Raw genomic sequence first — 22,495 nt, 5'->3', positions numbered from 1 at the left:
TGCAAGCTGCCAAGGGAAAAGGGCCACGGCTCGCGCCGTGGCCCTTTCGCTTGGCGGAAGCCGTTCGTCAGAACTGCTTCGACACCTGCGCCCGCACGCCGGTGTCGCGGTTGCCGGACAGCGCGGCGTCGATCGAGGCGCTGGCGGTGAAGCCCTTGCCCAGTTCCACGCTGCCGGCCAACCCCAGGATCGGCAGCACGCGCTTGCGGCTTTCGAAGGTCAGCGGGAACTGCACATTGTTGGCTATGCCCAGGCGGGCATTGACGGCGCGGTTGCCTTCCTGCAGCACGCTTTGCAGCGCGGCGTCCACCGTGAACTGGGTGGCGTAGCCGCCCAGGTTCTGCTGCCAGCTGAACGCGGAACCGACGGTGCCGGTGGTGCGCGTCGTGCCGTAGCCATCCAGCACCAGGCGCTGGTCACTCGTGCCCTGCTCCGTGAAGCCGTCGAAGCTGTAGCGGCCGTGGTCCAGGCTGGCATACGGCGCCACCGAGAAGCCGTCCTTGCGGTAAGCGTCGTAGGCGATGCCGATGTTCGCGTCGGTGCCCGTGCCATGCGTGCTGCCCGTGGCTTGCGCCGTCACCGCATTGCGGGTCAGGTCGTAGCTGTAGCTGCCGTAGCCGATGCCGCCGACCAGCGTCACCTTGTCGGTGAGCGCCGCCTTGCCGTAGACCCGCAGCGCGGAGCCGCTGGCCTTGCCGCTGCCGTAGTCGCCGCCCAGCGTGCCGTTGCTCACGGAGAGCAGGCCGCCCAGCGCCGTGCTGTTCGTGACCTGCCACTCGCCGCCCAGGGTCAGCTCGTCGCGGCCCAGGTGCGTGCCGCTCACCGGCCGCAGGTTGCTGTCCTGCAGGTCGGCGGTCAGCGTGGCCGTGCCCACCGGCTTCGACTGGCCGAACGAGGTCGCGGCGCCCTTCATCAGCTGGCGCGTGGCGTCGTTGGAGACGCTGAAGCCGTAGTCGGCCATCGCACCGTAGTACTCGGGCGTCAACTTCTGCACGCCGTTCGACGTCGTCAGCACCGCGGCTGCCGTGCGGCCCAGGTCCTGCGCGCTGTCGATCTGGTTGGTGCCGACGTTGGCGGTCGCCGCATTCAACAGGGTCTGCGCGGCGGCGCGCTGCGCCGTCGTCTGGCCCAGGTCCGCGTAGGTGCTGCCGGCGTTGTTCAGGCCGGTGGCGATGGCGCGGCCCGTGGCCAGGTCCAGCACGATCGCGGCGTTGTGCAGCGGTGCAGCGGCGCCGGCGAGGCCGTCGGCGTCGAACACCACGTCACCGAAGGCGCCGTTGATGCGCTTGGTGCCGCCGTTCGTGTCGGCGATCACCTGGTACACGTTGCCGGCCTGCGGCGTCACGCCGTTCCAGGTCGCGAAGGTCAGGACGCTGCTCGGCGTGGCCGTGGCCGTGCCGCCGACGCGCACCTGGTCGTGCTGCGTGCCCGGCGTGGTGCCGGCCAGTTCCAGCTGCAGCGACGCGGTCTCGGTGTAGTTGCCGAGGATCGTCACGATGCCAGGCGAGTAGCCGGGCGACAGCGTGCCGTAGTTGGTGAAGTTGCCGGTGATCGTGAGCGAACCCGCGACCTTGCGGCCCGCCGCGTTGTCGAACTGCGCGGCAGCTATCGTGCCGCCGCCGCCCAGGCTGACGTAGGACAGGCTCGCGCCGTCTTCCAGCTTCAGCGTGGAGCCGGTGCCGACCACCGCCGCGCCGGCGTTCAGCTGCGAGCCGCTGGTGAGCGTCATCGAGCTGCCGTCGGTAAGCGCCAGCGCGTCGGTCGTCACCGCGCTGCCGCCGGTGAGGGCCAGCGCCGCGCCGTCCAGGGCCAGCGAGCTGCCGTTGGTGCTGGTCAGCGTGCCGGAGAAAGTGCCGCCGTTGGTCACGTTCAGGTGATAGGCGTTCATGTCCACCTTGCCGGTGCCGGCCAGGGTCGACACGGTCTGGTCGCCGTTGCCCAGGACCAGGCGGCCGTCCACGTTCACCGCAGCCTGCTGTGCCAGGCGCTGCGCGCCGCCCAGGGTCAGCGTGCTGTCGGCCAGCACGTTGACGTTCTGCGCGTCGCTGGTGCCATTCAGCAGCACGTTGCCGGAAGTCGTCAGCGAGCCGGTGCCCAGGTTGGCGTTGACGACGCTGCCGTCGTTCAACTGGTAGGTCTGCGCCGTCAGCTTGCCCGGGCCGTTGACCGTGCCGCTGTTGCTGAAGGTGGCCACCGTGTTGTCGGCACGCACGTTGAGCGTGCCGGCGTTGGCGAGGGCCGCGCTGTTGGACAGCGCATTGGCCGCCACGCCCAGGCTCGCGCCCTGCGCCACCTGCACGTTCTGGCTGGCGACGCTGCCGATCACTTCGACCGCGCCGGCGTTCACCGCCAGCTTGCCGGTGCCGGCGCTGGCGCCGGACAGGGTCAGCGTGCCGGTGCCGTTCTTGACGAAGGCGCCCTGGCCGGTGATCTGGCCCGCGAAGGCGGAGTCGCCGGACTGCGTCAGCGCCAGTTCATCACTGGCCGAAGCCAGGTTGAGGCGGCCATTCGCATTGCCGAAGAGGGCACCGGTCGTGATCGCGCGCTGGCCGTTGACGTTCCAGGTGCCGCTGTTGTCGACGCCGGCCGCCTGGACGTTGGCGGACTGTTCCACCGTGCCCTGGTTGACGACGTTGCCCGAGGACACGAGGTCGGCATCCAGCTTCGCCACGCCGCCTTGCAGGTTGCTGAGCGAGGCGACGTTCTGCGCCGCCTTCACTTCCAGGGTGCCCGCGTTGGCGACGTCGCCGATGGTGTCGGCGGTGCCGGCACGGAAGGTCGCGCCTGCGTTGATCGCCACGACGCCGGTGTCGGCCAGCGTGCCGCCGCCGGTGTTGTCCAGCGTGCCCGCGTTCACCAGCGTGCCGCCGGTGTGGGTGTTGGCGCCCGTCAGCGTCAGCGCGCCGTTGCCGTCCTTCACCAGCACGCCGGCGCCGGTGAAGGTGCCGCCGAAGCTGGAATCGCCATCGAGCTTGACCGTCAGCTGGTCGGCCGCCTGCGCGAGGGCGAAGTTGCCCTGGCCGGTGAGGCTGGTGGACTGCAGCGTGCGAGCGCCGTTGACGCTCCAGAGGCCGTTGTTCGTGACGCTGCCCGTCGCCATGTCGGCGGACTGCAGCACGGTGGCATTGGCGTCGTTGGTGATGTTGCCCGTGACGTTGGTCGTACCCACCACGTTCAGCAGGCCGTTGGCATGGTTGCCCACGGTGCCGATGGTGGACGGCGCGTTCACCGACAGCAGCGAGACCACGCCGCTGTTGTCCAGGGTGTTGGCCGCGAGGCTGCCCGCGGACAGCAGCTGGCCGCCGGCCGCCACGGCGACCGAGGTGGCGCGCTCGCTATCGCCCAGCACCAGGTTGCCGCCGTTGACGGCGACGCTGCCGCCGTTGGCCGCCAGCAGGTGGCCGGTGGCGTCCACGCCCATCGTGCTGACGGTGCCGCTGTTGACCGTGACCGCGTTGACCGAGTTCTGGCCCGTCAGGTACAGCGTGCCGTCATAGCCGGCGCTGCCGATGCGCAGGCTGCCGTTGGTGAGCTTGCCGGTGATCGTGGCGACGTCCTTCACTTCCTGGCCGTCCACCACCTGCTTGCTGTCGTACACGGCGATGTTGCCGGTCTGGCCGTTCAGGTCGATGTCGTTCTTCCACGTCACCGAGCCCAGGCCGTACTCGGAGCCGAAGACCAGCGTCGCGTTGGTGGCGAGGTAGGAGCTGCCCCACACCAGCTTCTCGCGCGAACCGTTGCCGGTGCGGCCGAAGTCGATGGTGATGCCGCCGGTGGTGTCGGCCGCGAAGCCGCCCGCGCCGGTCCAGGCGAACTGGCCGGGCAGCGTGCCCGCACGCTGCGTGATGTCCTGCGTCGTCAGCAGCGCGCCGGAGTTACCGGTGTTCAGCGTGCCGATGGCGCCCGAGCCGCTGAAGACGACGCTGCTGGACGTGTTGATGCCGGTGCCGACGTCGGCTTCCAGCGTGCCGCCTTCGAGCAGCGTCTTGCCGGAATAGGTGTTCTGGCCGGCCAGCTGCACCAGGCCGCCGCCGCCGATGCGCAGGTCGGCGCCGGCGCCGGGCGCGTAGGCGCCGGTGCCGATGCTGGCCGTGCTGTCGTCGGCGATCGAGCCTTCGATGCGGATGGTGTGGCCCGCGCCCGGGGCCAGCAACACGTTGGAGCCCTTCATCATGAAGATGTCGGAGCCCGCGGCCTGGCCGGCCGCGCCGCCGTTGTTGCTGGAGCCGGCCAGCACGGTGTTGTCGCGGAACAGCGAGTCGCCGGTGATGGTGAGCGTGCCGCCGTTGCGCACGAAGATCGCGCCGCCGTAGCCGGAGCCGCCGCCGCCGTTCAGGCCGCTGCCGTCGCTGCCGGTGCCGCCGCCGAAGCCGGCCACGCCGCCGGAGCCGTCGCTGCCTTCGACCGAGTTGCCGCTGTTGCCGCCCGCGCCACCGGCGCCGCCGGAACCGCCGCCGGCGCCGAAGCCGCCGGCGCCGCCATTGCCGCCGTTGCCGCCCGCGCCACCGTCGGTGATGCCCAGCGCGCCCTTGCCGCCGGCGCCACCGTTGCCGCCCGCGCCGCCGCCGTAGAAGTCGGAGCCGTTGCCGCCCTTGCCGCCCTGGCTGCCGTCACCGCCGCGGCCCGCCAGGCCCAGCGACAGTTCGGCGCCCCAGTCGGCGAGGTTGACGATGGCCACCGCGAGGTCGGCATACGACACGGCCGCGGCCGCGATGTGCGCCGCCGACAGCACCGCGTTGGGCGGGAAGGTGGCCAGCGCGCCGGCCGCTTCCGCGGTGTTGGCGATGGCGTCCTTGGTCGCCTGGATGGTGTGCATCGTCAGGTCGTAGTTGAAGGGCGCGCCGGCGCTGCCCGCGCCGCCGTTGCCGCCCTTGCCGCCCGCGGCGTTGACGCCGTTGCCGGCATTGCCGCCGTTGCTGCCCTTGCGGCCTTCACCGTCGGTGATCCACACCACGACCGGGTCGCCGTTGAGGCCGTTGCTGCCGTTGGCGCCACGCGTGCCGGTGGCGCCGACGCCGTTCAGCGAGCCGCCGGTGCTGAGGGGCGAACTGGCGACGAAGCCGCTGACGGCGCCGCTCGGTGCGGCGCTCAGCGTGACGCTGTTGCCGTTGACCGCGAGGATGGTCGTGCCGGCGGGAATGCCCGCGCCTTCCAGCGTCATGCCGGCGCGCAGGCCGGTGGAACTGCGCAGGGTCAGCGTCGCGCCGTTCTGCGCCAGCACGCTCTGCGTGCTGAGGTTCTTCGGGATGTCGGTCAGCGCGTTGCTGAGGGTCAGCGCGCCGGTCTGCGGGTCGACGTAGGTGATCACGGTGCCCGGCGGGATGCCGGTGCCGCTGACGGCGGTGCCCACGGTGAAGCGGTTGTCGGGCGCGGACAGCTGGATCGTGTTGCCGCCCACGGTGCCCACCGGCAGCGAGGCGGTGAAGGACAGCGCGGAAATCGGGTTCGACAGCGTGACCGTGTCGCCGTCGATGGCGGTGACCTTGGTGCCGGCGGGAACGCCGTCGCCGCTGAGCGTCATGCCCACGGCCATGCCCAGGCCGGTCGCCGACAGGCTGATCTGGTTGGCCTGCAGCGACGAGGGCTTGGCGTATTGCGAAGCGTCGAAGCTGCCGACGTTGACGAACTTCAGCGAGGCGCCGAGGCCGCCGACGACGATGCTGTTGCTCAGCGTCACCGACAGGATGTTGTTGCTGCCGTCGCGGGTGACGTTGGTCACCGTGGTGCCCGCCGGAATGCCGGCGCCGATGACGGTCATGCCGGTCGCCAGGTCCGAAGGCGCCATGCTGGCGAAGGACGTGCTGGTGACGGTGTTGCCGCCGGGCGTCCACTGCGCGTTGCTGACCGCCTTGATGGCCGAAGCATCGATCGCGACCGGCTGCGCGAAGGTGACGGCGTTGCCGGAAAGCGTGCTGATGGTCGTGGTGCCGTCGGTGCCGGCCACGGACACGACGTTGCCCGCCTTGATCAGCGGGTTGCTGCTGCTCAGGGTGGCGCCGGTCACCATCAGGGTGCCGGCGTTGTCGACGATGGTCGGCGCGACGCCGAAGGCCGTGACGGAGCTGACGCTGGCCGTCTTGTCCGCCAGCGGCAGCGCGGCGCCGCTGACCGTGACGTCGGGCGTGCTGCCGCCGTCGCCGCCCTGCACCGTGTTGTGCTCGAAGGAGACGTTGTTCAACTGCAGCGAGGCGCCGGAGTTCACGAAGAACACGCCGCCCAGGCCGGCGCCGCCGCCGCTGCCGGCGCCGCCTTGCGTGTGGAAGTCGGTGTAGGTTGCATTGCTGGTGGGCAGCGCGCAGTTGGACACGCCGACCATGCAGCCGCTGCCGCCCTGTCCATCGACGAGGGCGGTCTGCGCATGCACGCCGGCACCCAGCATCAGCGACAGCGCCGCGGCGACGGCCTTGCCGCTCCTGGCAGCCTTCCTGTGCGCGGTGCAGGTTTCGGCCACGGCGACCCAGCAGCCCAGGGCTGCGTTCCAGACGACTCGGAAAACGTGATTCACAAAAACTCCAGGCAACAAGCGGCCATCCCGCGGTTGAGGCAGGAAAAAGAGATGGCAGCAGGGGGTTGGTTTCAGCGACGCGAGCGGACGACCCGAAGGTCAACTGCTCGGCAGTACGGACAGGAATCTAACAACTGAAACGAAAAAACACACTAGAGTCGATGGCCTAAACCTTCGCCCTAACCACGAGGGCGTAGGCCTCGCGCCTAGGAACCACGCCTCCAAATGCCGCACCGCCCGGTGGCGGCGAGCCAGCGGGCGGTGCGTGTGGGGCAGGAAACGGATCGTTCTAAAGCCTGGAGCGGTCCGACTGCGCGCGGGCGCATTCGCCCATGATATGCAGCGAGCGGTCCACCACTTCCGGACCGGTGACGAAGGGGTTGGGCGCGCCCGGGGCCGCGCGCATCGCCTTCATCCTGGCGATGGAATTGTCGAAGCTCGCGTGGTTGGACACCAACACGTCGACGGGCATCTGCGCCGCGATGCCGCGCATGCGCTGCGTCGCCGCTTCGTAGCTTTGCAGCCGGCCGAAGTCCTTGCCGAAGTTGAAGCTGGTGCCGCCCCACAGCATCGCGTGGTGCGTGCGGCCGCCGCTGCGCACGTCGAACACCGGCGACAGCGTGCCCGGCGTGTGGCCGGGCGTCAGGTACAGCGTCAGCGTGGTGTCGCCGAGCGTCAGGCGCTCGCCGTCCTTCACCGCGATGTCGCGCGCGGGCGGCTGCGGCCACACCGCGGAGCTGAACTCCAGGTGCGTGTGCATCATCGTCCAGTCCGCCTCGCTGGCCACCACGTGGGCGCCGTACTTCTTCGCCAGGTAGCTCGCGCCGCCGTAGTGGTCGCCATGGCCGTGCGTGATGACGATGTACTTGATCTGCCGCGGATCGAGCCCGAGCTTCGCCATACCGCCTTCGATGAGGGCGTGCGCTTCTTCCTCGTTGTTCAGCGCGTCGATCAGGACCAGGCCTTGCGAGGTCTTCAGCACCCAGGCGCTCACCCAGTCGCCGCCGACGTAGTACAGGTTGTCGAACACCTGCGCGGGCGGCGGCGCCGCCCTTGGCGCGCTCGGCCGGCTGCGGGTTGCACAGGCGCACGAGCTGGCCGAGGTCGCTGCCTGCCAGTTCGCGCGCGCGGTCCACGTGGGCCTGGACGCTGGCCTCGCTGGCCGACGGCGGGGCAGTGGCGCAGCCGGCAAGTGCGGTGGCCAGGACGAAAGCGGCGCCTTGCAGCGCCCGGGTATGCATCACGGTACGTCTCCTCATTGGAGGCCGCACTTTAGGCGCGGGTTGCACCATGCGCCATGGCGTTGCGCGTGGTGCAACCCGGTGCGCGATGCGCAACGGCAATCAGCCCGTGTTCCACCAACCCGCCGCCGTTTCGGCGGGCACCCCCATCAGCATGGGAGCACCTCAGTCGAAGTTCAGGACGACCTTCATGGCCTGCGAGCGGTCCGCCGCCAGGGCGAAGGCGCGGCTGGCGTCGCGGTAAGGCAGCGATGCCGAGATCAGCGGCTTGACGCTGACCAGGCCCTTGTTCAACAAGGCCACCGCCGTCGCGAATTCCTCGTGGAAGCGGAAGGCGCCGCGCAGGTCGAACTCCTTCGCCACGATCGTGTTGACCGGCAGGTTCATGCTGCCGCCGCCCAGGCCCACCTGGACGATGATGCCGCGCGGCCGCAGCGCCGCGAAGGCGCCGGCCAGCGCGCGCTCGTTGCCGCTGGCCTCGAACAGCACGTCGAAGAATCCCTTGTCCGCTTCGTAGCGCGCCAGCGCTTCCGGATCCAGCGCCACGTTGAGGCCTTCGTCCGCGCCCACCTTCAGCGCGCTGCGCAGCGGCGCTTCGGCCACGTCGGTCACCGTGATGTGGGTGGCGCCGGCGCGGCGAGCCGCGATCACCAGCAGGGCGCCGATGGGCCCGCTGCCGGTGACCAGCACGTTCCTGCCCACCAGCGGACCGGCGCGCCGCACCGCGTGCAGCGCCACCGACAGCGGTTCGGCCAGCGCGCCTTCGGCGTCGCTGACGCTGTCCTCCAACAGGTGCGCCTGTTCGGCATTGACCACGATCTCCTGCCGGAACGCGCCCTGCACGTGCGGCATCCGCATCGCGCTGCCGTAGTAGTGCATGTCCAGGCAGTGGTTCTGCAGGCCTTGCTGGCAAAAGCGGCAGCGCGTGCAGGGACGGCTGGGGCTGATCGCCACGCGCTGCCCGACGCTGAAGCCGGCCAGGCCGGTGCCCACCTGCTCGATGGCGCCGGACACTTCGTGGCCCAGGATCATCGGCTGCCGGATGCGCACGGTGCCGAAGCCGCCGTGGTTGAAGTAGTGCAGGTCGGAGCCGCAGATGCCGCCGCAGCGCACGCGCACGCGCAGCTGCTGCGGCCCCGTTTCCGGGGTCGGGACTTCCTCGATGCGCAGGTCGCCGGGGGCGTGGATGACGAGTGCTTTCATGGCTTCACAGGGTGGCGGTCACGCCGCCGTCGACATAGAGGATGTGGCCGTTGACGAAATTGGAGGCGTCGCTGGCCAGGAACACGGCGGCGCCCACCAGGTCTTCCACCTCGCCCCAGCGGCGCGATGGCGTGCGGCCCACCAGCCAGGCGCTGAACTCCGCGTTGTCCACCAGCGCCTGCGTCAGCTCGGTCTTGAAGTAGCCGGGGCCGAGGCCGTTGACCTGGATGCCGTGCTGGCCCCAGTCGATGGCCATGCCCTTGGTCAGCATCTTCACCGCGCCCTTGCTCGCGGTGTAGGGCGCGATGTTGGGCCGCCCCAGCTCGCTCTGCACCGAGCAGATGTTGATGACCTTGCCGCGCTTGCGCCGGATCATGTGGCGCGCCACGGCCTGGCCGACGAAGAACACGCTGTCGACGTTGGTCTTCATCAAGGTGTGCCAGTCGGATTCGGCGAACTCCTCCAGCGGCGCTCGCCGCTGCATGCCGGCGTTGTTCACCAGGATGGCGATCGGGCCGATCTCGCGCTCGATGCGCTCGATGCCGGCCGTGACCGCCGCCTTGTCGGTGACGTCGAAGTCCACCGCATGCACTTTGGCGCCCTCGGCGCGCAGCGCGCTGGCCGCCTGCTGCAGCTTGTCCGCGTTGCGCGCGTTCAGCACCACCTCGGCGCCGGCCGCGGCCAACCCGCGCGCCAGCGCCAGGCCGATGCCCGTGCTGGAGCCGGTGACCAGCGCGATGCGCCCGGCCAGGTTGAAGGATTCGAGGATCGATTTCAATTCAGACTCCTGACCCGTTCCGGACGCACGCCTATCCCCACCAGCCGCGCCGGCAGGCGCCGCAGCAGCGGCAGCCTCTGCAGCAGCTTCAGGGGCAGCGGAAGGTCGCCCGGCGCCGTGCTGCTCGTCAGCACCGGCGACAGCACCTCGTTCTGGATCGCCACCTGCGCGCGCTGCGTCACTCGCGCCGGCCATTCGCGCCGGCGCTGCACCGCTTCCAGGTCCTGCGTGCGCAGCCGGCCTTCGCGCAGCGGCTGCGCCAGCAGGTTGGCGGCGGCCACCGCGTCCTGGATCGCCAGGTTGATGCCCACGCCGCCCACCGGAGACATCGCATGGGCCGAGTCGCCGATGCACAGCAGGCCTTCGCGCCACCAGCGCCGCAGGTGGCTGATCTGCACGCTCAGCAGCTTCACGTCGTCCCAGCTGCGCAGCGCATCCACGTCGTCGGCCAGGAAGTCCGCGATGCGCGCCACGCGCACGCGGAAGGCGGCGATGCCTTCCTGCTGCATCTGCTCCAGCGAGCCCTTGGGAATGACAAAGGCGCATTGCCAGTACTCGTCGCGATTCAGCGTGACGAGGATGGCGCCGGGCCGGATCGTGCCGCCGGTGCGCTCCGGGTCGTGGGCCGCATCGCGCGGCAGCCGGAACCAGAGGACGTCGATCGGCGCGCCGGTGTCCACGCTCTCCAGGCCGCCGTCGGGCCGGATCACCGAATGGCGGCCGTCGGCGCCGACCACCAGGTCCGCACGGATGGCGTAGTTGCCCTCATGCGATTCCACCTGCGCGCCCGTGACGCGGCCGCCCTCCTCGATGACCCCCGCGGCCTTCGCGCCCATGCACAGCGTGAAGCCGGGAAACTTGCGGGCCTCGCGGGCGATGAAGTCCAGGAAGTCCCATTGCGGGATCAGCACCAGGAAGGGCCGCGGCGCCGGCAGGTGGCGGAAATCAGCGACGGTGACGGTCTGGCCGTAGACGTCGCCACTGAGCTCCGCGACCTCCTGGTGCGGCAGCTTCAGGAACTCCTCCAGCAGGCCGATGTCCTGCAGTACCGTCAAGGTCGAGGGGTGGATGGTGTCGCCGCGGAAGTCCCGCAGGAAGTCGTCGTGCTTCTCCAGCACGGTCACGCGCAAGCCGGCGCGGGCCAGCAGGTAGCCGAGCATCAGGCCGGCGGGGCCGCCGCCGGCGATGCAGCATTGGGTGTTGCGATCGCTGCTTTCCATGCAGCGATGCTAGGCTAAAGGACTTCCTCGATGGTGTAGATCGGCCCGGTCGGTTCGCGCCGTCCGGTACCGACGGCCACGATGCGGTTCAGCCAGTCGTACTTCCTGGCCGAGGTCTCGAACACCGGCGTGATGCGGAAATAGTAGGTCTTGGGATCGACCACTTCACCCGCCGCCATGCGTGCCATCACGTCCGCCGGGCCGTGTCGCACGCCGCGATAGGACATGTAGATGTGCTCGCCGTCGTCGGTGCGCAGCAGCAGGCGCACGTCCAGGATGGTCGTGCCGTCGTTGCGCTGCAGCAGCCAGTCGCCGGCGGGCGCGCCCACCACGCTGCCGCGCAGGCGCTCGCCCTCGAACTCGCCGCCGGTGACGGTGGCGATGCGGCGGCGGCCGAGCGGAGTGTCGCCGATGTCGACGATCTGGGGCACCTGCAGGCGGATTTCGAAGAGAGGTCGGGTCTGGATCATGGGCCGCAAGGTTATGCAAGCCCAGCCCATCCTGTCAAACCCTCAGTGTTCGTTGTGCAGGTAGTCCGGGCGCCGCGGCAGCCGCAGGGCGGCCAGGAAGGCGACCAGCATCATCACCGAGACGTACCAGTAGAACAGCGGCTCGTGGCCCGCGTCCTTGAGCCAGAGCGCCACGTATTCGGCCGTGCCGCCGAACACCGCGTTCGCGATCGCATAGGCGAAGCCCACCCCCATGGCCCGCACCTCGGGCGGAAACAACTCCGCCTTCACGATGCCGCTGACCGAGGTGTAGAAGCTGACGATGGCCAGCGCCAGCAGGATCAGCGCGCCGGCCGCTTCCGGGCTGTGCACCCGCTGCAGCGCCGTGAAGATGGGCACCGTCGCCAGGGTGCCGAGCGCGCCGAACAGCAGCATGTTGCTGCGGCGGCCGATGCGGTCCGACAGCGCGCCGAACAGCGGCTGCAGGCACATGAAGACGAACAGGCAGACGGTCATCACGACGCTGGCCGTCTTCACCGACATGCCGGCGGAGTTGACCAGGTACTTCTGCATGTACGTGGTGAAGGTGTAGAAGATCAGCGAACCGCCGGCCGTGTAGCCCAGCACCGTGAGGAAGGCCGCGCGGTGGTTGCGCAGGATGCCCGCGAAGCTGCCCGCCTCCTTGGCGGCGCGCGTCTGCGCCGTGGAGGTCTCGTGCAGCGTGCGGCGCAGGAACAGCGCGGCCAGCGCGGCCACGGCGCCCACCACGAAGGGAATGCGCCAGCCCCAGGCCTTCAGCTGCGCCTCGTCCAGCAGCGCCTGCAGGATGACGATGACCAGCACGGCCAGCAGCTGGCCGCCGATCAGGGTCACGTACTGGAAGGACGACAGGAAGCCGCGCAGGCCGCGCAGCGCCACCTCGCTCATGTAGGTGGCCGTGGTGCCGTATTCGCCGCCCACCGACAGGCCTTGCAGCAGGCGCGCACACAGCAGCAGCACCGGCGCCCAGGCGCCGATGGACGCATAGGTCGGCACCGCCGCGATCATCAGCGAGCCCACGCACATCATGGCCACCGAGATCAGCAGCGCCGTCCGGCGGCCGCGCCGGTCGCCGATGCGGCCGAAGATCCAGCCGCCGATGGGCCGCATCAGGAAGCCCGCGGCAAACACGCCGGCCGTGTTCAGCAGCTGCACCGTCGGATTCGCCTTGGGGAAGAAGGCGGACGCGAAGTAGATCGCGCCGAAGGCGTAGATGTAGAAGTCGAACCACTCGACCAGGTTGCCCGAGGACGCGGCCATGATCGCGAAGATGCGCTTGCGCTTTTCCTCGGCCGTGTAGTGGGGCCGCTCGGGATGCGAGGCGAGGTCGTCCTGGTCTTGGCGGCGGAACATGGGCGCAGCCAGTGTTGCGCCGCGGCGCGACGCGGCCAGTAGGCTCGGCGTCGCGCGGCGTGTCGGCGGCTTCCTGCGCCGAGGAGGACTACAGTGGCGGGCCATGCGCCGCGCCATCCCGCTCATCGTGCTGGCCGAACTCTTCGGCACCTCGCTCTGGTTCAGCCCCAACAGCGCGGCGGCGGACCTGATGCGCGCCTGGTCGCTGTCACCGGCGCAGTTCGGCTGGCTGACGGCGTCGACGCAGCTCGGGTTCATCGCGGGCACGCTGGCCTTCGCGACCACCGGCCTCGCCGACCGCTATGCGGCCAGCAGCATCTTCGGCGTCTGCGCCGCGTTGGGCGCCGCGTTGAACGCGGCCTTCGCACTCTGGGCCGGCGGCTTGGGACAAGGCCTCGTGCTGCGCTTCCTGGTCGGTATCTGCCTGGCCGGCATCTACCCGCTGGGCATGAAGATGATCATCGGCTGGAGCCGCGCCAACGCCGGCGCAACGCTGGGCCTGCTGGTCGGCATGCTCACGCTGGGCACGGCCTTGCCGCACGGCGTGCGGGCTGCCGGCGCCAGTTGGTCCTGGCAGGCGGTGGTGCTGGCGTCTTCGGTACTCGCGGTGCTCGCGGCCGTCGCCGTGCTGCTGCTCGGCGATGGCCCCCACTTGCCGGCGCGCCGCACGAACGCGCGCCTGGGCGAGATCTGGGAAGCCTTCCGCGTCCCGGCCTTCCGCGCCTCCGCCCTCGCCTACTTCGGCCACATGTGGGAGCTTTACGCGTTCTGGACCGTCGTGCCCTTCCTGGTCGCGGCGGCAGTTTCGGCGCAGCCAGCCTCCGTGTCGTGGATCTCGTTCGCGGTGATCGCGGCCGGCAGCGTGGGCTGCATCGCGGGCGGCTCGCTCAGCCAGCGCGTGGGCAGTGCGCGCGTGGCCGCCTGGGCGCTGGCCGTGTCGGGCGCCATGTGCTTCTTCTATCCGTTGTTGGGGGCGGGTTCGCCGGCGCTGGCCGTCGTGCTGCTGCTGGTGTGGGGCGTGGCGGTGGTCGCCGATTCGCCGCAGTTCTCCGCCCTGTCGGCGGCGGCCTGCCCGCCGCAGCTGGTGGGCAGCGCGCTGGCGCTGCAGAACAGCATCGGCTTCGCCATCACCATCGTGTCGATCACGCTGGCGACAGCGGGCCTGGAGGCAGCAGGCGCCAGGATCGCCTGGCTGCTGCTGCCTGGGCCCGTCATCGGGCTCGCCTGCCTGCGGCCCTTGCTGCGCGCGGGCGTGCTCAGCCCGCGCTAGGGAACATCAAGTCGCCGGCTTGTCGCTGAGGGCCTTCAGGTTGCCCTTCAGTTCGTCGGACATCGGCGCGCCCAGGTTGTTGTTGTTCGGCGGGATGGGCGAGGTGAACCACTTGGCGTAGAGCTTGGCGAAGTCACCGCTCTTCATCATGTCGCCGATCACCTTGTCCACCAGCGCCTTGAACCTGGGGTCGTCCTTGCGCAGCATGCAGGCATACGGCTCGACCTGCAGCGCCTCGCCCACCACGTCCCACTCGCCCGGGTCCTTGGCGGCGGCCTTCAGGCCGTACAGCAGGATATCGTCCATGCCGAAGGCGACGGCGCGGCCGGATTCCACCAGCAGCATCGACTCCGCGTGGTCCTTGCCGTAGACCATCTGCATGTTCAGGCTGTGGTCGCGGTCGAACTTGCGCAGCACCTGCACGTTGGTCGTGCCGCTGGTGCTGGACACCTGCTTGCCGGCCAGGTCGGCGTAGCCCTTGATGCCGGAACTCTTCTTCGTCAGCAGCCGCGTGCCGGTGTAGAAGTAGTTGATGGCGAAGGTGACGTCCTTGGCGCGCGCGCTGTTGTTGGTGGTCGAACCGCACTCCAGGTCCACCGTGCCGTTCTGCACCAGCGGGATGCGGTTGGCGGAAGTGACGGCGACGTAGTCCACCTCCAGCGCCGGCTTGTTCAGGGCCTTCTTCACTTCGGCGACGACCGCCTGCGAGATGTCCACGCCCATGCCCACGGGCTTGTCCGCGCCGACAAGGTAGCTGAAGGGAATGGAGGACTCGCGGTAGGCGAGCGTGATCTTTCCGGTGCGCGCCACCTTCTCCAAGGTGTCCTCCGCCTGCGCGGTGGCGGCAAGGGCCAGCAGGGCCAGGGGCAGCAGGGTCCTGTACTTCAAGTTTGTCTCCTTTTGTTGGTTGTTCCCGGGAAGCCCGGGCCCGCCAATGCTACTGCTATCCTCGACAGTTCCCATGGACCCCTTGCTGCTTACCGTCCTCGTGCTGGGAGCCTGCTGGATGCTGAAGACGCGCCAGCAGCGCCAGCGCATCGCCCTGCTCGCCGCCTTCCTCTCCCGCCACCGCATCGAGAGAAACCTGGAGTCCGTGGCGCAGGGCTACCTGCGCGCGCTCGGCGAAACCGACCCCGCCCGCCAGGAGCAGGTGTGGGACGTGCTGCGCGCCAACGAGCAGGAGCTGGGCTCGCAGGTCGCGCGCCTGGCCTCGGACTTCGCCGCCGCTGACGCCGCCATTGCGCAGGTAAGCCTGTTCCCGGTGTGGGCGCCGTTCGCGTCCGCCTGGTTCCCCAGCTTCGACATGCGCGAGGCGCTGGCCGTCCATGCCCGCGGCATCCGCAGGGCCATCGAATCTGGCGCTTCGGCGACGGCCCGCGAGCGCGCTTTCGCGATCTCGGCCGAACTGTTCCTGTTGCAGCACACCTGCCACTGGTACTGCCGCTCGAAGCTGGTGGCTTCGGCGCGCATGCTCTCGCGCCACAAGACTTCGTACGACCAGGTGGTGGGGGCGGTCATGCCGCAGACGCGGTCGGAGTACCTCACCCTGGTGCGGCGACAAGGCTGAGCAGCGCGTCGCCCCAAAGCGGGCGTTCGGGTTTACCCTCCGGCTCCGGAGGTGATCCGACATGGCGCAGAAGACATCCCGCTCCTGGCTCTGGCTGCTGGTGATCCCCTGGATCGCGATGGTCTGGGTCCCGTCGTACAACCGCATCGACCCGCAGCTCTGGGGCTTTCCCTTCTTCTACTGGTACCAGCTGCTGTGGGTGCTGGTGAGCGCGGTGATCACGGGCTTCGTCTACTTCAAGACGCGGGGCCAGTCATGAACGTCACCGCCACCATCGTGTTCGTGGCGCTGTTCATCTTCGTCACGGTCCTCGGCTTCTTCGCGGCGCACTGGCGGCGCGGCGACCTGGCGCACCTGGACGAATGGGGCCTGGGCGGCCGGCGCTTCGGCACCATCGTCACCTGGTTCCTGCTGGGCGGCGACCTCTACACCGCCTACACCTTCGTCGCCGTGCCGGCGCTGGTGTTCGGCGCGGGCGCCACCGGCTTCTTCGCCGTGCCTTACACGGTGCTGATCTACCCCTTTGCCTTCGTCGTGTTCCCGAAGCTGTGGGCCGTGGCCAAGCGGCATGGGCACGTGACGGCGGCGGACTTCGTCAGCGCACGCCACGGCAGCCGCATGTTGGGCCTCGCGATCGCGGTGACAGGGATCGTGGCCACCATGCCTTACATCGCGCTGCAGCTGGTGGGGATCGAAGTGGTGATCGGCGCGCTCGGCTTCCAGACCACCGGCTTGGTCGGCGACATTCCCCTCATCATCGCCTTCGCCATCCTGGCGGCCTACACGTACACCTCGGGCCTGCGCGCGCCGGCCATGATCGCCATCGTCAAGGACCTGCTGATCTACCTGACGATCATCGTCGCGGTCATCGTCATCCCGGCGCAGCTGGGCGGCTTCGGCGCCATCTTCGGCGCCGTGCCGGCGGACAAGCTGCTGCTGAAGTCGCCCGATGCGACCAGCCTCAATGGCTACAGCGCGTATGCCACGTTGGCGGTGGGCTCCGCGCTGGCGCTGTTCCTGTATCCGCACTCGGTGACGGCGCTGCTGGCCTCGGCCTCGGGCGACACCATCCGCCGCAACACGGCGCTGTTGCCAGCCTATTCGCTGGTGCTCGGGCTGCTGGCGCTGCTGGGCTACATGGCACTGGCCTCGGGCGTGAAGGACATGCCGGAGTTCGCGCCCTACTTCAAGGCCTTCGGCCCGAACTTCGCGGTGCCGGCGCTGTTCCTGCACTTCTTCCCCTCGTGGTTCGTCGGCGTCGCCTTCGCCGCCATCGGCATCGGCGCGCTGGTGCCGGCGGCCATCATGTCCATCGCGGCGGCCAACCTGTACACGCGCAACATCCACAAGGAGTTCTTCAACCGCGACATGGCGCACCACGAGGAAACGCAGGTCGCCAAGTACTGCTCGCTGATCGTGAAGGTGGGCGCGCTGGTGTTCATCCTCGGCCTGCCGCTGACCTTCGCGATCCAGTTGCAGCTGCTGGGCGGCATCTGGATCATCCAGACCTTGCCGGCGGTGGTGCTGGGCCTGTACACGCGGGTGCTCGAGTACCGCGGCCTGCTGCTCGGTTGGGCCGCGGGCATCGTCACCGGCACCTGGATGGCCGCTTCGCTGCACTTCGCGAGTTCCACTTTCACCATCCACCTGTTCGGCATGGCGGTCCCCGGCTATGCCGCCGTGTGGTCGCTGGTCATCAACCTGTTGGTGGCCTTCGTCGTCAGCACCGTGGTGCGCGTGGCGGGCATGCAGCACGGGGTGGACCGCCACAGCCCGGAGGATTACGCCGGTTGAAGCAGAATGCAGGCGGTCCAGACAGGAGTCTTCATGCGCCCCTTCGCCGCCTCCGCCTTGTTCGCCCTCGTCCTGGCCGCCTGCGCCAGCGGGCCTTTGACGCCTGATCCGGCGCGCTACGCCGCCATCGTCGCGGAACCGGACCGCAGCGCGGCAGACCGCGCCAACGACGTGCGCCGCAAGCCGGTGGAGATGCTGGCCTTCCTGGGCGTGCATCCCGGCATGGCGGTCGAAGACCTCAGCGCCGCGCGCGGCTACACCAGCGAGTTGCTGGCCCGCGCCGTCGGGCCCGACGGCAAGGTCTACGCGCAGAACGCGCCGCGCGCGCCGGGCCGCATGCCGCCGCCGCCGCAGCCCGAAGGCGCCGCGGCGCCGGCACCGGCGACGGCGCCGCCGCCCCTGCCCACGCTGCCCGAGCGGATGCGCAACCCCGCGCTCGCCGCGGTGCTGGTGCCCGTGACGCGGCCCTTCGAGGACCCGGTGCCGCCCGAAGCCCAAGGCCGGCTGGACATGGTGACGCTGATGTTCAACTACCACGACTTCGGCCACCTGGGCGTCGACCGCGCGGCGGTGAACCGCGCGGTGTTCCAGGCGCTCAAGCCCGGCGGCGTCTACGTGATCGCCGACCATTCAGGCCGCGCCGGCACCGGCATTTCCGAGTCCGGCACGCTGCACCGCGTGGAGGAAGCCTTCGTCGTGCGCGAAGTCGAAGCCGCGGGCTTCCGGCTGGCCGGCCACGGCGACTTCCTGCGCAACCCGGACGACCCGCGCGACCGCAACACGCCGCAGCCGCCCATGCCCAAGGACGAATTCGTGCTGCGCTTCGTCAAGCCGGCCTAGAATGAAGCACGCGGGGTCGAGAGCAGACTCCCCGCGCACCAAGAGGCCCCGGCCTCCAAGTTCTGCTCCTGATGGCGGGCCCGCGCCCGCCGGGGAGCACCACCTTGGCCAATCCACCTGTAGCCCTGCTCTACCCGGGAGACCGCGCCGCGCGCGAGCGCTCGGATCCCGCCGAAAGCCGCTTCGCCCCGCTCTTCGATGCCTTCGCGGCCGCCGGCCTGCCTGCCGTACCGGCGATCTGGCACGACGACTTCGCCGGGGAAGTAGAAGCGCAATTGCGCGATGCCGGGGTCGTCCTCGCCTGGTGCAACCCGATCCAGGACGGCAAGCGCCGCGACCGCCTCGACGCCATGCTGGGCCGCCTGGCCGAGCGCGGTGTGATCGTCAGCGCGCATCCGGAAGCGGTGCGAAAGCTCGGGACGAAGGACGTGCTGTTCGAGACGCGCGAGCTGCCCTTCGGCAGCGACGTGCAGCGCGTGGACTCGCTTGCGCAGCTGCAGGCGGAACTGCCTTCGCGCCTGCAGAAAGGTCCGCGCGTGCTGAAGCAGCACCGCGGGCACAGCGGCATCGGCATCTGGCGCGTCGAGCAGGCGCCTTCGGGCTTGCTGCGCGTGCGTCATGCGCCGCGTGGCAGCCCGGAAGAGTCGCTGGACCTCGCGGCGCTGGTCGACAAGCTCGCCGCCTACTTCGCGCCGGAAAACGGCGGCCACATGATCGACCAGGCCTGGCAGCCGCGCCTGGTCGACGGCATGGTGCGCGCCTACCTGGTGGAGGACCGCGTCACCGGCTTCGGCCACCAGGCCCTGAACGCGCTGCATCCCACCGAGCCCTCGGGGCCGCGGCTGTACCACGACGCCAACCTCGCGCCGTTCCAGGGCTTGAGGCGCCAGCTCGAAAGCGAATGGATCGAGCTGCTGCGTTCGTGCGTCGGCCTGCCGCGCGAGCGCCTGCCCTTGCTGTGGGATTGCGACTTCCTGCTCGGGGAAGCGGAAGGCAGCTACGTGCTGTGCGAGATCAACGTCAGCAGCGTCGCGCCGTTCCCGCCCTCGGCGATGGCGCCGCTGGTGGAAGCAGTGCGCGCACGCCTGGCCGCCTGACAGCGCACGCGGCTCGCGCACTGCCGCTGTGCGCGCCGCGCGCCAACCTGCGCCAAGGCGGTGCCTCGGCGGCCCCGCCGGGCTGGCACGGTGCTTGCGTCTAGGAGGTCAACCTGACCGGTGCGCCCCACGGGCGTGCCATCTCCCAGGCCTCCCGGCGCACGCTGCAGTGCGCCGCTCGCACAACGTCGTGCACGGGGGCCTTCACGGTCGGCTCGATGCGTCCCCTGCGGGATGTGCGCGCCCGGCCGTCCGCAACAAGGAACCCCTCGCGTGAAGATCGTCGTCATCGGCCACGGCATGGTCGGCCATAAATTCCTCGAAAGCCTGCAGGACTCGTCCCTGGCGGGCGCACAGGTCACCGTGCTGTGCGAGGAGCCGCGCCCGGCCTACGACCGCGTCCACCTGTCCGAGTTCTTCAGCGGCCGCAGCGCGGCCGATCTCTCGCTGGTCGCACCCGGCTTTTTCGAGCGCTCCGGCTTCGTGCTGCGGCTGAACGCCCGCGCCACCGCCATCGACCGCGTCGCCCGCACCGTGACCGCGAGCACCGGCGAGGTGCTGCCCTACGACAAGCTGGTGCTGGCCACCGGCTCCTTCCCCTTCGTGCCGCCGGTGCCCGGGCGCGAGCGCGCCGGCTGCTTCGTCTACCGCACCATCGAGGACCTGGAGGCGATGCAGGAGTGCGGCGCCCGCTCGAAGACCGGAGTGGTCATCGGCGGCGGCCTGCTGGGGCTGGAATGCGCCAAGGCGCTGCGCGACCTGGGCCTGGCCACGCACGTGGTGGAGTTCGCGCCGCGGCTGATGGCGCTGCAGGTGGACGAGGCCGGCGGCCGCATGCTTCGCCGCAAGATCGAGGAGCTGGGCGTGCAGGTGCACACCGGCAAGAACACGCAGCGCATCGTCGACGGCGAACAGGCACGGCACCGCCTGGAGTTCGCCGACGGCACGCAGCTGGAGACCGACATGCTGGTGTTCTCCGCCGGCATCCGCCCGCGCGACGACCTGGCGCGCAGCGCCGGCCTGGCGCTCGGCCCGCGCGGCGGTGTCGCCGTCGACGAACACTGCCGCACCAGCGACGAACACATCTACGCCATCGGCGAATGCGCCGCCTGGAACGGCAACGTCTACGGCCTGGTCGCGCCCGGCTACGACATGGCTCGCGTGGTGGCGCAGCAGCTGGCCGGCGGCACGCAGCGCTTCGCCGGCGCCGACATGAGCACCAAGCTGAAGCTGATGGGTGTGGACGTGGCCAGCATAGGCGACGCGCAGGGCGCCACCGCCGGCAGCCGCGCCTTCCAGTTCAACGACGAGCGCAAGCAGGTCTACAAGAAGATCGTCGTGTCCGAATGCGGCAGGAAGCTGCTGGGCGCGGTGATGGTGGGCGACGCCGCCGAATACGGCACCCTGCTGCAGATGATGCTCAATGGCATCGCGCTGCCGGAGGCGCCCGAGTTCCTGATCCTGCCGCAGGCCGACGGCAACGCGAAGCCGGCGCTGGGCGCCGACGCCCTGCCGGATGCGGCGCAGATCTGCTCCTGCAACGACGTCTCCAAGGGCCAGTTGTGCGGCGCCGTGCGCGACGGCTGCACCGACATCGGCGCGCTGAAGGCCTGCACCAAGGCGGGCACCGCCTGCGGAGGCTGCGTGCCGCTGGTCACGCAGATCATGAAGGCCCAGATGAAGAAGCAGGGCCTGGCGGTGAACAACCACCTGTGCGAGCACTTCCGCTACTCGCGCCAGGAACTGTTCCACCTGGTCAAGGTGGAGAAGATCCGCAGCTTCGACGCGCTGCTCGCGCGCCACGGCCAGGGCCTGGGCTGCGACGTCTGCAAGCCGGTGGCGGCCAGCATCTTTGCCTCGGTGTTCAACGACTTCATCCTCGACCCCAAGCATGCCGGCCTGCAGGATTCCAACGACTACTTCCTGGGCAACATCCAGAAGGACGGCACCTATTCCGTGGTGCCGCGCATGCCCGGCGGCGAGGTCACGCCCGACGGCCTGATGGCGGTGGCGCAGGTCGCCAAGAAGTACGGCCTGTACACCAAGATCACCGGCGGCCAGCGCGTGGACCTGTTCGGCGCCCGCGTCGACCAGCTGCCCGCGATCTGGGAAGAACTGATCGCGGCCGGCTTCGAGTCCGGCCACGCCTACGGCAAGTCGCTGCGCACGGTGAAGTCCTGCGTGGGCAGCACCTGGTGCCGCTACGGCGTGGACGACAGCGTCGGCCTCGCCATCGCGCTGGAGAACCGCTACAAGGGCCTGCGCGCGCCGCACAAGATCAAGTTCGGCGTGTCCGGCTGCACCCGCGAGTGCGCCGAGGCGCAGGGCAAGGACGTCGGCGTGATCGCAACCGAGAAGGGCTGGAACCTCTACGTGTGCGGCAACGGCGGCATGAAGCCGCGCCACGCCGAGCTGCTCGCTTCCGACCTGAGCCGCGAGGCACTGATCCAGTACGTCGACCGCTTCCTGATGTTCTACATCCGCACCGCGGACCGCCTGCAGCGCACCAGCGTGTGGCGCGACAACCTCGAAGGCGGGCTGGACTACCTGAAGGACGTGGTGGTGCGCGACAAGCTGGGCCTGGCCGCGGAACTGGAAGCCGACATGCAGCACGTGGTGGACACCTACGCCTGCGAATGGAAGGAAGCCGTCAACAACCCGGAGACGCGCAAGCGCTTCCGCCAGTTCGTCAACACCGACCGGCCCGACCCCAACGTGGTGTTCGTCAAGGAGCGCGGGCAGATCCGCCCGGCCTCGCCGCAAGAACGCGAAATCCAAACTGCCTGAGGAGTGAAAGCCATGCAAGCGAAGAACTGGAAGCCCGTCTGCTCCGTCGACGACATCGTCCCCAACACCGGCGTCTGCGCGCTGGTGGAGGACCGGCAGGTCGCCATCTTCTACATCGAGGACGACGTGTTCGCCATCGACAACGTCGACCCCAACGTGCGCGCCAGCGTGCTGTCGCGCGGGCTGGTGGGCAGCCTGGGCGAGCGCATCGTCGTCGCCTCGCCCATCTACAAGCACCACTTCGACCTGCGCAGCGGCGAGTGCCTGGAGGCGCCGGAGAACTCCGTCGCCGCCTACCCGGTGAAGGTCGAGGACCGCACCGTGCTCGTCGCCGTCTGACTTTTCTTACAGG

16 protein-coding genes are annotated in these 22,495 nt (G+C 69.7%); 8 read left to right on the top strand and 8 right to left on the bottom strand.

Annotated elements, in window-relative coordinates; translation table 11 throughout:
- Window positions 1–67: 67 nt before the first annotated feature.
- The 7 genes from HHL11_RS27570 to HHL11_RS27545 all read right to left on the bottom strand — a co-directional run bounded on the left by HHL11_RS27570 (window position 68) and on the right by HHL11_RS27545 (window position 12,788).
- On the bottom strand, window positions 68–6,505 hold the full coding sequence (locus tag HHL11_RS27570; protein WP_169421809.1) for an ESPR-type extended signal peptide-containing protein: 6,438 nt from the start codon (window positions 6,503–6,505) through the stop codon (window positions 68–70).
- Window positions 6,506–6,794: 289 nt separating this feature from the next.
- Window positions 6,795–7,535 (bottom strand): MBL fold metallo-hydrolase, encoded by a 741-nt coding sequence (locus HHL11_RS27565; protein WP_342593293.1) that lies wholly within the window; start codon window positions 7,533–7,535, stop codon window positions 6,795–6,797.
- A 376-nt stretch (window positions 7,536–7,911) separates the two neighbouring features.
- Window positions 7,912–8,949 (bottom strand): L-idonate 5-dehydrogenase, encoded by a 1,038-nt coding sequence (locus HHL11_RS27560; RefSeq protein ID WP_169421808.1) that lies wholly within the window; start codon window positions 8,947–8,949, stop codon window positions 7,912–7,914.
- A gap of 4 nt (window positions 8,950–8,953) precedes the next feature.
- Complete coding sequence (locus tag HHL11_RS27555) at window positions 8,954–9,727, bottom strand: glucose 1-dehydrogenase (RefSeq protein WP_205964669.1); 774 nt, start codon at window positions 9,725–9,727, stop codon at window positions 8,954–8,956.
- Window positions 9,724–10,947, bottom strand: coding sequence for an FAD-dependent oxidoreductase (locus tag HHL11_RS34205; protein WP_205964667.1), 1,224 nt, complete (start codon window positions 10,945–10,947; stop codon window positions 9,724–9,726). Before HHL11_RS34205 ends, HHL11_RS27555 begins: the two co-directional genes overlap by 4 nt.
- A gap of 14 nt (window positions 10,948–10,961) precedes the next feature.
- Window positions 10,962–11,417, bottom strand: coding sequence for a DUF3237 domain-containing protein (locus tag HHL11_RS27550; RefSeq protein ID WP_169421806.1), 456 nt, complete (start codon window positions 11,415–11,417; stop codon window positions 10,962–10,964).
- Between the two features lie 42 nt (window positions 11,418–11,459).
- Entirely contained in the window at window positions 11,460–12,788 is a 1,329-nt protein-coding gene (locus tag HHL11_RS27545; protein ID WP_169421805.1) for an MFS family transporter, read from the bottom strand.
- A gap of 103 nt (window positions 12,789–12,891) precedes the next feature.
- Between HHL11_RS27545 and HHL11_RS27540 the strand changes: the two genes are divergently transcribed.
- Entirely contained in the window at window positions 12,892–14,058 is a 1,167-nt protein-coding gene (locus tag HHL11_RS27540; protein WP_169421804.1) for an MFS transporter, read from the top strand.
- Window positions 14,059–14,064: 6 nt separating this feature from the next.
- Here HHL11_RS27540 and HHL11_RS27535 read toward each other — a convergent pair whose 3' ends face one another.
- Window positions 14,065–14,946 (bottom strand): amino acid ABC transporter substrate-binding protein, encoded by an 882-nt coding sequence (locus tag HHL11_RS27535; protein ID WP_240980442.1) that lies wholly within the window; start codon window positions 14,944–14,946, stop codon window positions 14,065–14,067.
- 73 nt (window positions 14,947–15,019) lie between these two features.
- Here HHL11_RS27535 and HHL11_RS27530 point away from each other — a divergent pair, with 73 nt between their 5' ends.
- From HHL11_RS27530 to nirD, 7 genes are all read left to right on the top strand, one after another.
- Window positions 15,020–15,625: a hypothetical protein gene (locus HHL11_RS27530; protein WP_169421802.1), complete on the top strand. Its 606-nt coding sequence runs from the start codon at window positions 15,020–15,022 to the stop codon at window positions 15,623–15,625.
- 61 nt (window positions 15,626–15,686) lie between these two features.
- Window positions 15,687–15,884 carry a DUF3311 domain-containing protein gene (locus HHL11_RS27525; protein ID WP_169421801.1) on the top strand — a complete coding sequence of 66 codons (198 nt, stop codon included), beginning with the start codon at window positions 15,687–15,689 and terminating at the stop codon, window positions 15,882–15,884.
- A complete protein-coding gene (mctP, locus tag HHL11_RS27520) occupies window positions 15,881–17,419 on the top strand; it encodes a monocarboxylate uptake permease MctP (protein ID WP_169421800.1) in 1,539 nt (512 codons plus the stop codon). Before HHL11_RS27525 ends, mctP begins: the two co-directional genes overlap by 4 nt.
- A gap of 33 nt (window positions 17,420–17,452) precedes the next feature.
- Window positions 17,453–18,259, top strand: coding sequence for a class I SAM-dependent methyltransferase (locus HHL11_RS27515; RefSeq protein ID WP_205964666.1), 807 nt, complete (start codon window positions 17,453–17,455; stop codon window positions 18,257–18,259).
- 104 nt (window positions 18,260–18,363) lie between these two features.
- Window positions 18,364–19,356 (top strand): Cj0069 family protein, encoded by a 993-nt coding sequence (locus HHL11_RS27510; protein ID WP_240980441.1) that lies wholly within the window; start codon window positions 18,364–18,366, stop codon window positions 19,354–19,356.
- Between the two features lie 273 nt (window positions 19,357–19,629).
- Window positions 19,630–22,143 carry a nitrite reductase large subunit NirB gene (gene nirB, locus HHL11_RS27505; protein WP_169421798.1) on the top strand — a complete coding sequence of 838 codons (2,514 nt, stop codon included), beginning with the start codon at window positions 19,630–19,632 and terminating at the stop codon, window positions 22,141–22,143.
- 12 nt (window positions 22,144–22,155) lie between these two features.
- The gene (gene nirD, locus HHL11_RS27500) at window positions 22,156–22,482 is read left to right on the top strand and encodes a nitrite reductase small subunit NirD (RefSeq protein ID WP_169421797.1); all 327 of its coding nucleotides are present in this window, start codon (window positions 22,156–22,158) and stop codon (window positions 22,480–22,482) included.
- Window positions 22,483–22,495 lie beyond the last annotated feature (13 nt).

It is taken from the genome of Ramlibacter agri, from assembly GCF_012927085.1.
In the GTDB taxonomy this organism is placed as follows: Bacteria; Pseudomonadota; Gammaproteobacteria; order Burkholderiales; family Burkholderiaceae_C; genus Ramlibacter; species Ramlibacter agri.
The sequence above is the reverse complement of the archived record's forward strand: the minus strand, read 5'-3'. Positions and strand labels throughout refer to the sequence as shown.